The organism is Neobacillus sp. DZ-9 (genome assembly GCF_059587065.1).
In genome coordinates, this window is record NZ_JCAIOL010000002.1 from 546,836 (window position 1) to 559,434 (window position 12,599).

Sequence of the window (12,599 nt, forward strand, 5' to 3'; positions counted from 1 at the left end):
TATGCCTGAAGGAAAAATTGTTAAGGCGTTAAGTGGTTTTTATTATGTTCTTCATAATGATGAGTTAATTCAATGCCGTGGCAGAGGGGTTTTCAGAAAGAATAAAGTAACCCCTCTGGTTGGGGATGAGGTCGTTTTTCAAGCTGAAAATGAATTGGAAGGCTATATTCTTGAAGTAAAAGAACGAAAAAATGAATTGGTCCGTCCGCCAATAGCGAATGTCGATCAGGCCATCCTTGTTTTTTCAGCTGTAGAACCAGGTTTCAGTACTGTGCTTTTAGACCGATTTCTTGTTTTGGTTGAATTTAATCATATTGAGCCGCTTATTTGTATTACCAAAATGGATCTGACTAACAGTGAACAAAACAATTTAATTAGTAAATACGCAGCAGAATATCAGGCTGCTGGTTATGAAGTCATTCTTACATCTTCAGAAACAGAAACAGGAATTGAACAACTAAATCCGCACCTTGAAAATAAAATTTCTGTTTTTGCCGGGCAGTCTGGAGTAGGGAAGTCCTCCTTGCTGAATGTACTTAGACCCGATCTTGAATTAAAAACAAATGATATCTCATCACATTTAGGTCGAGGTAAGCATACGACAAGGCATGTGGAGCTAATTGAAGTTGGAAATGGTCTTGTTGCCGATACACCAGGATTTAGCTCCTTGGAATTTATTAATATTGAAGCAGAGGATTTAACATCCTGCTTTCCGGAATTACAGCAGGCAAGCGAAAATTGTAAATTCCGCGGCTGCCTCCATATCAGTGAACCTAAATGCGGTGTGAAGCAAGCTGTTGAATCAGGGGGAATTCCAGCATATCGCTATGAACATTATGTTGATTTCCTCCAAGAAATAAAAGATAGAAAGCCGAGGTACTAACATGGTGAAAATAGCACCTTCCATTCTTTCAGCCGATTTTTCAAAATTGGGGGAAGAGATTTTAGCAGTTGAAAAAGGAGGAGCAGACTACATACATGTTGATGTTATGGATGGCCATTTTGTTCCCAATATTACAATTGGACCGCTCATTGTTGAGGCCATCCGTCCCATTACTAAACTGCCGCTTGATGTGCATTTAATGATTGAGAATCCTGATCAATATATTGAGGCTTTTGCCAAGGCAGGAGCAGATTATATCACAGTCCATGTAGAAGCTTGCCGTCATTTGCACAGAACCCTTCAAGCTATTAAATCGTTTGGTGTAAAGGCAGGGGTGGTCTTAAATCCAGCGACACCAGTTGAAACGATACAACATATCATTGGGGATATTGATATGGTATTATTAATGTCTGTTAATCCTGGGTTTGGAGGACAAAAATTCATTCCAGAAGTCCTTCCGAAAATAAGAAAAGTGAAAGAAATGGCAGGGCAAAAAGGTTTAGACATCGAGATTGAAATCGATGGTGGTGTAAATCCGGAAACCGCGAAACAATGTATTGAAGCAGGGGCCAATGTATTAGTTGCAGGCTCCGCAATCTACAATGAAAGTGATTACGCAAAAGCCATCTCATTAATAAGAGGATAAAAGAAAGATAAGCCGGCTTTTTACAGTCGGCTTTTTGCTTCTGTAAAGGGGTTTTAAATATGATTATCAATATTCTTGCAGGAGGTCCTGAAGACCTTCTCCCTGATTTGACCGAGTATGACGGGAAAACCACTATATGGGTCGGAGTCGATCGTGGTGTTTTTCACTTATTAAAGAGGAATATAAGCCCGGCCATAGCTTTTGGGGATTTCGACTCTGTATCACCAGAGGAATTAAGGTTTATTGAAAGCAAGGTGGAAGAATTAAAACGCTTTAAACCTGAAAAGGATGAAACGGATATGGAACTCGCTCTGAATTGGGCATTGGAACAGGATCCAGCGATAATCCGTATTTTTGGTGCTACGGGCGGACGACTTGATCATTTATTTGCAAATGTCCAGCTTTTGTTAAATCCCCTTAGAGAAAAAAAAGCAGCAGATATCTGTTTAATTGATCGGAATAACCAGGTTTTCCTAAAAGAACCAGGGACTTATACAATAAAAAAAAGGAAAGCTGAAAAATATATTTCTTTTGTTCCCCTAACGCTTGAAGTGAGCGGTATCACACTCGAGGGCTTCAAATTCCCTTTGGAAAATCGGCATATTTCTCTCGGCTCAACACTATGTATTAGTAATGAACTTATTAGTGATTATGGTACTTTTTCATTTTCCGAAGGCATATTAATAGTGATAAGAAGCCATGATTAATAGGTCTTACAATTTGGTACTGTTTTCGTCCGTTTGAATAGTATGTAAGGGCGTACGAAAAAAGTTGAGATGAATAAGAAGCGGGAGATTGGTGAGGAGGGACAGTATGAAATTTTATACGATTAAACTGCCGAGATTTTTAGGCGGACTTGTCCGGGCGATGATTGGTGCATTTAAGAAAAACGAATAGAAAATGGAATGTTATGGCACCCGTCAAATTTGGGTGCTTTTTATTTTGTCCCTTGGGAAATACTTAAAAAGAAAGAGCATCCGTTTAATGGATGCTCTGGCCTTTATAACTCTTATTAAACGCGTTCAACTTTACCTGATTTTAACGCTCTTGCAGAAACCCAAACACGCTTTGGCTTCCCATCAACAAGAATACGTACTTTTTGTAGGTTAGCACCCCATGTACGCTTATTAGCGTTCATAGCGTGAGAACGTGCGTTACCAGTTGTTGTTTTCTTTCCAGTTACTACACATTTACGTGGCATTATGATTTCCCTCCTTAACTACCAAAAGCTTTATACAGCAATATACTGATTTTCATCTGCTTGAGATACCTTAATAATTTAACATACAACGTTGGTGAATGCAATACTTGTATATAAACCTTTCAAGAAAAAAACCTTGACATGCAAGTATGACTTTCCATATTGGGCTGTCTATAGTAAAATGACTGTAGTCAAGGAGCAATTTTCCAAAGGGGGAACGATTCATGTCCATTGAATTAAAAACAAAGTACGGACAAATTGATATTTCAAATGAAGTAATCGCTACGATTGCCGGAGGAGCGGCAATCGAATGCTATGGAATCGTAGGTATGGCCTCTAAAAATCAAATTAAAGATGGAATTACTGAAATCTTACGTAAAGAAAACTTTACCCGCGGCGTTATTGTTCGCCAGGAAAATGAGGCATTACATATTGATATGTACATTATTGTCAGCTATGGAACGAAAATTTCCGAAATTGCCCACAACGTGCAATCAAAGGTTAAATACACCCTCGATAAGACAGTTGGACTTGCCGTTGACTCGGTCAATATTTACGTTCAAGGAGTTCGTGTGACGAACTCGTAGTGAGGAGGAAGTTTTGTGTCAATAACAGCATTAGATGGAAAACGTTTTGCCGAAATGGTGATCCAGGGTGCCAATCATTTGTCTGCAAATGCCAAAATGGTCGATGCCTTAAACGTTTTTCCAGTGCCCGACGGTGATACCGGAACGAACATGAATTTATCAATGACCTCCGGGGCAAAAGAAGTAAAAAACAATGTTCAAGAACATATAGGTAAGGTTGGCGTTGCTCTTTCCAAAGGCTTGCTAATGGGAGCGCGCGGAAATTCAGGTGTTATTCTCTCCCAGCTATTCCGTGGTTTTTCAAAAGCCGTAGAAAGTAAAGCTGCCATCTCCGGGAAAGATTTTGCAACTGCACTTGAGGTAGGTGTAGAAACTGCCTATAAAGCAGTTATGAAGCCAGTAGAAGGGACTATCTTAACGGTTGCTAAGGATTCCGCCAAAAAGGGAGTTCAGGCTGCACAAACATCGAATGATATTATCTTGATTATGGAAGAGGTTTTAAAAGAAGCAAAAGCTTCTCTAAAACGTACTCCAGATTTACTTCCTGTCTTAAAGGAAGTCGGTGTAGTTGACAGCGGCGGACAAGGTCTTGTTTTCGTTTATGAAGGATTTCTAGCTGAATTAAAGGGGGAAAAACTCCCGGATTCACCAAGTGCAATGCCAACCATGGATGAAATGGTTAGTGCAGAGCACCATAAAAGCGTTCAAAGCCATATCAATACAGAGGATATTGAATTTGGGTATTGTACGGAATTTATGGTTAGGTTTGAAACTGCTAAGACAGCCCAATATCCATTTAATGAAGGCGAATTCCGTAATGATTTAAGCAAATATGGTGATTCATTATTAGTTATTGCTGACGAAGATGTTGTCAAAGTGCATATTCACTCCGAACAGCCTGGTGAGGTTTTAACATATGGACAGCGGTACGGCAATTTAATCAATATGAAGATTGAAAACATGCGCCAGCAGCATTCCAATATTGTTGGCGAAACACATACTCCTTTAGTGGCAGATCGTGTGCAAGAACAGAAAGAATATGGGATTGTAACAGTATCTATGGGATCTGGAATTGCCGATTTGTTTAAAAGCATTGGAGCGCATGCTGTGATTGAAGGCGGACAGACTATGAATCCAAGTACGGAGGATATTGTTAAGGCTGTCAAACAAGTAAATGCCAAAAAGGTATTTATTTTGCCGAATAACAAGAATATTATTATGGCTGCTGAGCAAGCTCGTGATGTATCCGAAGAAGAGATTTACGTGATACCTTCCAAAACGGTACCGCAAGGAATTTCTGCTCTTCTAGCGTTCAATCCTTCTGCTGATGCAGGGGCAAATGAAGCAGCAATGAAGGAAGCGCTTCAGCATGTCAGGACTGGTCAAATTACCTATGCTGTACGCGATACCCAAATTGATGGCTTGGAAATTGAGAAAGATGATTTCATGGGTATTGCCGAAGGGAAAATTGTTGTAAAAAACAAGGACAAAGGAAAAGCGGCTGAAGATCTGCTTTCTGATATGTTAGATGAAGACTCCGAAATCTTAACTGTTATTTATGGTGAAGACGTCTCGGAAGATGAAGTAAATACCTTAACACAATTTGTAGAAGAAAATTTTGGTGATATTGAAATAGAAATCCATAATGGCCAACAACCATTATATTCTTTTATCTTTTCAATTGAATAATGAACAGATAAAATAGAAGAAGGGGTTACCCCTTCTTTTTTTGTGCATATGAAACAAGAAAATATGTTTTGAATATAATTTATTAGAGAAAATTACGCTAAGGGAGAGAATTCTTATGAAATATAGAAGCGTATTCGATATTATTGGGCCAGTCATGATCGGTCCTTCTAGTTCCCATACTGCCGGAGCAGCGAGAATCGGCAGGGTAGCCAGAAGCCTATTTGGCAGAGAGCCAAAATGGGCCAATATATCTTTATATGGCTCGTTTGCGAAAACGTATAAAGGCCATGGTACAGATGTTGCCATCGTTGGAGGTTTATTGGATTTTGAAACGGATGATGTAAGGATTATCAATGCCATTGATATAGCCCAGGAAAAAGGCATTAAACTCCGGTTTATTGAAGAAGATGCGGTTACTGATCATCCAAACACCGCCAGAATCATTATCGGCGATCATAATGGCGAGCTTGAATTAGTGGGTATTTCTATTGGCGGCGGCAAAATTGAAGTGACAGAACTAAACGGTTTTGAACTTAAACTTTCCGGAAATCATCCAGCCATTTTAGTTGTTCATAATGATCGCTTTGGCGCAATTGCGAGCGTAGCCAACATTTTGGCAAAATACGAAATCAATATTGGCCACATGGAAGTTTCCCGTAAAGAACAAGGAAAACTTGCGCTTATGACTATCGAGGTTGACCAAAATATTGATAATAATATTCTTATCGAGCTTGAGGGCCTTCCAAATATATTAAAAGTTACTAAAATTGTCGACTAGAGGGGGAAAAGACGTGTTTCGCAATGTCGCTGAATTAGTAGAAATGGCTAACAGTCAAAATAAAAAAATCTCAGAAATCATGATCGAGCAGGAAGTTACTGTTACTGGCAGGTCAAGAGAAGAAGTGCTTGCCCTGATGGATAGAAATCTTACCGTCATGGAAGAGGCTGTAGAAAGAGGATTAAAAGGAGTAACCTCTCATTCTGGGTTAACAGGCGGAGATGCTGTACTACTGCAGAAATATATTGAAAAAGGCAACTTCTTAACGGGGGAAACAATACTTGATGCCGTTAGTAAAGCGGTTGCAACGAATGAAGTTAATGCCGCGATGGGAACCATTTGTGCCACACCTACAGCTGGCTCAGCAGGAGTGGTTCCAGGCACATTGTTCGCTGTCAAGAAAAAGCTGAATCCAACAAGAGAGCAAATGATTTCATTTCTGTTTACATCCGGTGCTTTCGGCTTCGTGGTCGCCAATAATGCATCGATATCCGGTGCTGCCGGAGGCTGTCAAGCGGAAGTAGGCTCAGCAGCAGGGATGGCAGCAGCAGCTATTGTTGAAATGGCCGGCGGGACTCCACAGCAATGTGCAGAGGCAATGGCGATTACGTTAAAAAACATGCTGGGATTAGTATGTGATCCGGTGGCCGGACTTGTTGAGGTTCCTTGTGTGAAGCGAAATGCGATGGGGGCAGCCAATGCTATGGTTGCAGCAGATATGGCGCTGGCAGGAATTACAAGTCGTATCCCGTGTGATGAAGTAATTGACGCCATGTTCAAAATTGGCCAATCGATGCCATCGGCACTAAGAGAAACAGCTCAGGGAGGGTTGGCGGCTACACCTACAGGTCGAGCTCTAGAAGCAAAAATCTTTGGTATCCCGCTTGTTAACAATGAATCCAAATCTTAACCAATCAATCACAGTTTTAAAGGGAATTGGTGAAGAAACGGCTGAAATTTTTTCGGAAATGAAAATCTTTTCTATTAATGACTTATTGGAATATTTCCCATATCGTTATGAAGATTATTCGCTAAAAGAACTGACAGAAGTACAGCATGATGAGAAAGTCACAGTGGAAGGGAAGGTTCATAGCGAGCCTTCTCTTAACTATTATGGCAGGAAAAAGTCAAAGCTTACGATTCGGCTATTCGTGGGTTCCTATCTCATTAAGGTAGTTTTTTTTAACCAGCCCTATTTAAAAAATAAAATTGTCATGAATGAAACGATAACGGTAACAGGAAAATGGGATGCTCACAAGCAAACCATTACAGCAAATGAAATGCAGGCGGGACCAAATGCCAAACACAATGATTTTGAACCTGTTTATTCATTAAGAGGAAAATTAACTACAAAAGGGATTCGAAAATTTATTAGCTTAGCATTTCAACAATACGGAGGCATGGTGGAGGAAACACTGCCAGTTTCTTTTATCCAAAAATATCGGCTTTTAACGAGAAGGGATGCGATAAAAGCCATGCATTTCCCTTCTAATCCGGAAGAAGTCAAACAAGCCAGGCGCCGTTTTGTTTATGAGGAATTTCTCATGTTTCAATTAAAAATGCAAGCTTTAAGAAAGTTTGAACGAGAGCATTCACCCGGTATTGTTCAGGACTATGATTTAAAAAAATTGAAGGAATTTATCAATCAGCTCCCTTTTCCGCTGACGAATGCCCAAAAACGAGTCGTAAATGATATCATCAAGGACCTTAAATCTCCTTATCGGATGAACCGTTTACTTCAAGGAGATGTTGGCTCAGGGAAAACGGTCGTTGCAGCTATAGGTCTTTATGCAAGTGTGACAGCGGGTTTCCAAGGGGCGTTAATGGTTCCAACTGAAATCTTGGCGGAGCAGCATGCCGAATCTTTAAAAACTCTGCTTGAGCCCTTTGAAGTTAGGTGCGAGCTTTTAACAAGCTCGGTTAAAGGAAAGCGGAGAAAAGAGATTCTTCAGGAATTAGCGGAAGGAAAAATTGATATTTTAATCGGTACACATGCCTTAATTCAGGACGAAGTAACCTTTCAAAGATTGGGCTTTGTGATTACCGATGAGCAGCATCGTTTTGGTGTTGAGCAGCGCCGCATATTACGGGAAAAAGGCGAGAATCCTTGCGTCCTGTTTATGACGGCTACACCAATTCCCCGAACATTGGCGATCACGGTATTTGGAGAAATGGATGTAAGCATAATTGACGAGATGCCAGCGGGCAGAAAAACAATTGAAACATACTGGGCAAAACCGGAGATGCTGGAACGTGTTCTTGGATTTGTAGAAAAAGAATTAGTTAGTGGGCACCAGGCTTATGTAATTTGTCCGCTAATTGAAGAGTCGGAAAAGCTTGATGTGCAAAATGCGATCGATGTGCATACCACTTTAAGCCACTATTTTCAAAATCGTTATAAAGTGGGTCTTATGCATGGCCGATTGAGTTCGGATGAAAAGGATTCAGTCATGAAAGCATTCAGTGCCAATGAAGTCCAAATCCTAGTATCGACAACGGTTGTGGAAGTGGGGGTTAATGTACCGAATGCAACTATGATGGTTATTTATGATGCGGAAAGATTTGGCCTTTCACAGCTTCACCAATTGCGCGGCCGTGTCGGCCGGGGAAGCGATCAATCCTATTGTATCCTGCTGGCAAGTCCTAAATCTGAAGTTGGCCAAGAGAGAATGCGGATTATGACAGAGACGAACGATGGCTTTGTTCTAAGTGAGAAGGATTTAGAACTTAGAGGACCAGGAGATTTTTTTGGGAGAAAACAAAGCGGAGTGCCGGAATTCAAGGTGGCAGATATGGTTCATGATTACCGCGCCCTTGAAACAGCCAGGAATGATGCGGCGATGCTGATTCAGTCGAAAAGCTTTTGGACTTCTGATGATTACGCATACTTACGAAAACATCTTGAATTGTCAGGAGTTTTAGAAGGAGAAAAGTTAGATTAATAAATATTTTCATTTGAAAAATGCAATGTTAATGAAAAAAAGCAGATAGCAAGGAAGAAAACTTATCCTTGCAATCTGCTTTTTTAAATTTTATACTACTCTTAGTACCTAGTCATAAGATTTCGGACGGTGTGGAAAATCATGCGAAGAACCAAAAAAGAGCGCCAACAATTGTTAATCTCAACCATTAATGATAATCCTTTTATTACAGACGAGGAACTGGCTGAAAAATTTCATGTAAGTGTGCAAACAATTCGTCTGGACAGGTTGGAATTATCCATTCCGGAACTTCGTGAACGGATTAAGACAGTAGCTGAGAAGAGATTTGACGATGAAGTCCGCTCCCTGCCTATCGAAGAAGTCATTGGTGAAATTATCGATATTGATTTAGATCAAAGCGCGATTTCCATTTTTGATGTGAAAGAAGAACATGTTTTTCAGCGGAATAAAATTGCTCGGGGACATCATGTTTTTGCTCAGGCAAATTCATTAGCAGTAGCTGTAATAAATGATGAACTGGCCCTGACTGCAAAAGCTAACATTCAATTTAAGCGTTCGGTAAAATTGAATGAACGGGTGATTGCCAAAGCAAGAGTTACGAAAATCGATGAGGATGCTCTCAGAACATTTGTCGAAGTAACAAGTTTTGTGAATAATGAACTGGTATTTACCGGAGACTTTGAAATGTACCGTTCGAAAAATCTTTAAAGGATTGAGACAAATGAAACTTTCAATTGATGCTATGGGCGGCGATCACGCGCCAAAAGAAATCGTTTTAGGGGCGATGAAAGCTGTCAGCACATACTATGATATACATATAACCCTTGTTGGGGACGAAAATAAAATTAAAGAAACTTTAAAACCCCATGACAGAATTTCCATTCTACATACAACCGAAGTTATTCTCGGAACTGATGAACCCGTTAGGGCGGTTCGACGCAAAAAAAATGCCTCCATGGTCCTTGCTGCCCAGCTAGTGACTGACGGTGAGGCTGACGCCTGTATCTCAGCAGGCAATACCGGTGGACTTATGGCTGCAGGCTTGTTCGTTGTTGGCAGAATTGAAGGAATTGATCGGCCAGCCTTAGCTCCAACGCTTCCAACTATCGGCGGCGAAGGATTCCTACTGCTTGATGTTGGGGCGAATGCCGATGCTAAACCGGAACATTTATTGCAAAATGCCATCATGGGTTCGATTTATAGTGAAAAGGTAAGGGGCATTACAAACCCTAGGGTAGGGCTTTTGAATATTGGAACGGAAGAAAAAAAGGGAAATGAATTGACAAGGAATTCATTTGACCTTTTAAAAAATACAAATATAAATTTTGTCGGCAATGTAGAGGCAAGAGATTTGCTAGATGGTGTTGCCGATGTCGTGGTAACCGACGGTTTTACTGGGAATATGGTGTTAAAAACCATTGAAGGTACAGCCCTATCGATGTTTAAAATGTTAAAAACAGCCTTAATGAGCAGTTTTACTAGTAAATTAGCTGCTGCTGTATTAAAGCCAAACTTGATGACATTAAAAAATAAATTGGACTATTCGGAGTATGGGGGAGCGGCCCTATTTGGTTTAAAAGCTCCAGTCATTAAAGCACATGGTTCTTCTAATGCCCAGTCCATATTCAGCGCCATTCGGCAAACTAGGGAAATGGTCGAAAAAGATGTCATCGCACAAATTCAAAAGACAGTAGAAGAAGCGAATACTTCCAAAATTGAACTCTAGTAAGGAGTGTTAAGATGAGTAAAATTGCATTTGTTTTTCCGGGACAGGGGTCACAAGTCGTTGGAATGGGTCAAAAGCTTGCAAATGAGCATCCAGAAGTGATGGATTATTTTAAAAAGGCAGATGAAAGATTACAAAGCAGCCTAAGCAGCCTTATTTTTGAAGGCCCCCAAGAGGAGCTGACAAAAACAACAAATGCTCAGCCTGCATTACTAACAACTAGTATTGCACTTTTAAATTTCTTTCAAAAATCAGGAATTCAGGCAGATTTTGTTGCAGGTCACAGCTTAGGAGAATATACTGCCCTTGTTGCTGCTGGCGCCTTAACTTTTGAGGAAGGTGTTTATGCTGTCCGTAAACGAGGAGAGTATATGGAAAAGGCCGTTCCAAATGGTGAAGGAACAATGGCTGCTGTACTTGGGTTAGACCGAGATAAACTGGCTGAAGTGACAAAAGCAGTGGATGAATCAGGTTTTCCTGTTTCCCTTGCAAATCTTAACTGCCCAGGGCAAATCGTCATTTCCGGCTCGTCAAAAGGCGTAGAGCTTGCAGGTGAAAAAGCGAAGGAAGCCGGAGCAAAACGAGTCATTCCTCTAGAAGTAAGCGGTCCTTTCCATTCTTCTCTTATGAAGCCTGCTTCAAGCGAATTACGAGCTGTCTTAGATAGTCTTAATATGAAAAATGCGATTATTCCAGTCGTGGCCAATGTTTCAGCAGACTTAATGAGCGACTCTGATGAAATAAAGGAAAAATTAATTGAGCAGCTTTATTCTCCAGTATTATGGGAGGATTCAGTTGAAAAAATGATCGAGTTAGGTGTGGATACCTTTATCGAAATTGGTCCAGGTAAAGTGCTGTCTGGCTTAATCAAAAAGATTAATCGCAGCGTTAAAACCTATTCTATTTCTGATGAGGAAACCTGTCAGTCCGTTATCGAAGCATTAAAGGAGGAAAAGCTATGAATTTAACAGGTAAAGCAGCTCTTGTAACTGGTGCATCAAGAGGAATTGGCAGGGAAATTGCGCTTGAACTAGCAAGGCAGGGAGCCAATGTCGCGGTTAATTTTGCTGGCAGTGAAGCAAAAGCAAATGAAGTAGTCGATGAGATTAAAGCACTAGGCAGAGATGCTTTTGCGATTAAATGCGATGTTTCCAATACAGAAGAAGTCGCTGAAATGATGAAAGCAACAATTGATCAATTTGGCAAGCTTGATATTCTTGTTAATAACGCTGGAATTACAAAAGATAATTTATTAATGAGAATGAAAGAAGAAGAATGGGATGATGTCATTAATATCAACCTTAAAGGCGTCTTCTTAGTAACAAAAGCCGTAACTAGACAAATGATGAAACAAAGAGTGGGCCGGATTATCAATATTGCTTCCATTGTTGGCGTAAGCGGAAATCCAGGTCAGGCAAACTATGTAGCTGCCAAAGCGGGTGTCATTGGCTTGACGAAGACAACAGCTAAAGAGCTTGCCACAAGAAATATCACAGTTAATGCCATTGCCCCAGGATTCATTACCACCGATATGACAGATAAATTATCGGAGGAAGTAAAATCAGAAATGTTAAAACAGATTCCGTTAGCAAGATTGGGTGAGCCGAAAGATATCGCAAAAATCACGGCATTCCTTGCTTCTGATGATTCATCCTATATCACAGGTCAGACATTCCATGTCGATGGCGGAATGGTAATGTAAACAGAAAAGCGGAAGCGCCTTGTTCAGGGGCTTATGACCTCGAGCCCCTAGGCGCTGGAGCTGGACATTTCTCAAAGTAAATATGCATTTTTATTATTTCTTCATTTATTATTTGAAAGAAATACTCTATAATAGCTTGAGGGGAGGTGAGCAAGCATGGCAGAGGTATTAGAACGTGTAACAAAAATCATCGTTGACCGTTTAGGTGTTGATGAGTCTCAAGTTACCCTTGAAGCTTCATTTAAAGATGATCTTGGCGCTGATTCCCTTGACGTAGTTGAACTAGTAATGGAATTAGAGGACGAGTTCGATATGGAAATTTCTGACGATGATGCTGAAAAAATCAGCACTGTTGGTGATGCTGTTAATTACATAAATAGCACGAAGTAATCGTTGGAATTATTCACAAAGCTCCGTTTTCAAACGGAGCTTTATTCTGTAGAAT

Annotated in this window: 15 protein-coding genes; 14 read left to right on the plus strand and 1 reads right to left on the minus strand. The window is 40.4% G+C overall.

Going from position 1 to position 12,599, the window contains the following annotated elements; genetic code table 11:
- Position 1 precedes the first annotated feature (1 nt).
- The 4 genes from rsgA (at position 2) to spoVM (ending at position 2,426) form a co-directional block, all read left to right on the plus strand.
- Positions 2-883 (plus strand): ribosome small subunit-dependent GTPase A, encoded by an 882-nt coding sequence (gene rsgA / locus AC59HZ_RS07250; RefSeq protein WP_496545158.1) that lies wholly within the window; start codon positions 2-4, stop codon positions 881-883.
- A 1-nt stretch (position 884) separates the two neighbouring features.
- Entirely contained in the window at positions 885-1,529 is a 645-nt protein-coding gene (rpe, locus tag AC59HZ_RS07255; RefSeq protein ID WP_496545159.1) for a ribulose-phosphate 3-epimerase, read from the plus strand.
- A 59-nt stretch (positions 1,530-1,588) separates the two neighbouring features.
- Positions 1,589-2,236 (plus strand): thiamine diphosphokinase, encoded by a 648-nt coding sequence (locus AC59HZ_RS07260; RefSeq protein ID WP_496545160.1) that lies wholly within the window; start codon positions 1,589-1,591, stop codon positions 2,234-2,236.
- A 106-nt stretch (positions 2,237-2,342) separates the two neighbouring features.
- Complete coding sequence (spoVM, locus tag AC59HZ_RS07265; RefSeq protein ID WP_007087787.1) at positions 2,343-2,426, plus strand: stage V sporulation protein SpoVM; 84 nt, start codon at positions 2,343-2,345, stop codon at positions 2,424-2,426.
- A 115-nt stretch (positions 2,427-2,541) separates the two neighbouring features.
- On the opposite strand, the gene rpmB is transcribed toward spoVM, so the two are convergent.
- Entirely contained in the window at positions 2,542-2,730 is a 189-nt protein-coding gene (rpmB, locus tag AC59HZ_RS07270; RefSeq protein WP_066393509.1) for a 50S ribosomal protein L28, read from the minus strand.
- Positions 2,731-2,954: 224 nt separating this feature from the next.
- Between rpmB and AC59HZ_RS07275 the strand changes: the two genes are divergently transcribed.
- The 10 genes from AC59HZ_RS07275 to AC59HZ_RS07320 all read left to right on the plus strand — a co-directional run bounded on the left by AC59HZ_RS07275 (position 2,955) and on the right by AC59HZ_RS07320 (position 12,544).
- Positions 2,955-3,317 carry an Asp23/Gls24 family envelope stress response protein gene (locus AC59HZ_RS07275; RefSeq protein ID WP_223588566.1) on the plus strand — a complete coding sequence of 121 codons (363 nt, stop codon included), beginning with the start codon at positions 2,955-2,957 and terminating at the stop codon, positions 3,315-3,317.
- 15 nt (positions 3,318-3,332) lie between these two features.
- Positions 3,333-5,006 carry a DAK2 domain-containing protein gene (locus AC59HZ_RS07280; protein ID WP_496545161.1) on the plus strand — a complete coding sequence of 558 codons (1,674 nt, stop codon included), beginning with the start codon at positions 3,333-3,335 and terminating at the stop codon, positions 5,004-5,006.
- A 115-nt stretch (positions 5,007-5,121) separates the two neighbouring features.
- Complete coding sequence (sdaAB, locus tag AC59HZ_RS07285; protein WP_496545162.1) at positions 5,122-5,784, plus strand: L-serine ammonia-lyase, iron-sulfur-dependent subunit beta; 663 nt, start codon at positions 5,122-5,124, stop codon at positions 5,782-5,784.
- A gap of 13 nt (positions 5,785-5,797) precedes the next feature.
- Positions 5,798-6,694, plus strand: a complete 897-nt coding sequence (gene sdaAA / locus AC59HZ_RS07290; RefSeq protein WP_496545163.1) for an L-serine ammonia-lyase, iron-sulfur-dependent, subunit alpha — start codon at positions 5,798-5,800, stop codon at positions 6,692-6,694.
- Positions 6,678-8,726: an ATP-dependent DNA helicase RecG gene (gene recG / locus AC59HZ_RS07295; RefSeq protein WP_496545164.1), complete on the plus strand. Its 2,049-nt coding sequence runs from the start codon at positions 6,678-6,680 to the stop codon at positions 8,724-8,726. Before sdaAA ends, recG begins: the two co-directional genes overlap by 17 nt.
- A gap of 141 nt (positions 8,727-8,867) precedes the next feature.
- A complete protein-coding gene (gene fapR, locus AC59HZ_RS07300; protein ID WP_496545165.1) occupies positions 8,868-9,434 on the plus strand; it encodes a transcription factor FapR in 567 nt (188 codons plus the stop codon).
- 13 nt (positions 9,435-9,447) lie between these two features.
- Positions 9,448-10,452 (plus strand): phosphate acyltransferase PlsX, encoded by a 1,005-nt coding sequence (gene plsX, locus AC59HZ_RS07305; RefSeq protein WP_496545166.1) that lies wholly within the window; start codon positions 9,448-9,450, stop codon positions 10,450-10,452.
- Positions 10,453-10,466: 14 nt separating this feature from the next.
- Entirely contained in the window at positions 10,467-11,414 is a 948-nt protein-coding gene (gene fabD, locus AC59HZ_RS07310; protein WP_496545167.1) for an ACP S-malonyltransferase, read from the plus strand.
- A complete protein-coding gene (gene fabG, locus AC59HZ_RS07315; RefSeq protein ID WP_496545168.1) occupies positions 11,411-12,154 on the plus strand; it encodes a 3-oxoacyl-[acyl-carrier-protein] reductase in 744 nt (247 codons plus the stop codon). Before fabD ends, fabG begins: the two co-directional genes overlap by 4 nt.
- A gap of 156 nt (positions 12,155-12,310) precedes the next feature.
- The gene (locus AC59HZ_RS07320; RefSeq protein ID WP_223588553.1) at positions 12,311-12,544 is read left to right on the plus strand and encodes an acyl carrier protein; all 234 of its coding nucleotides are present in this window, start codon (positions 12,311-12,313) and stop codon (positions 12,542-12,544) included.
- The last annotated feature ends 55 nt before the right edge of the window (positions 12,545-12,599 follow it).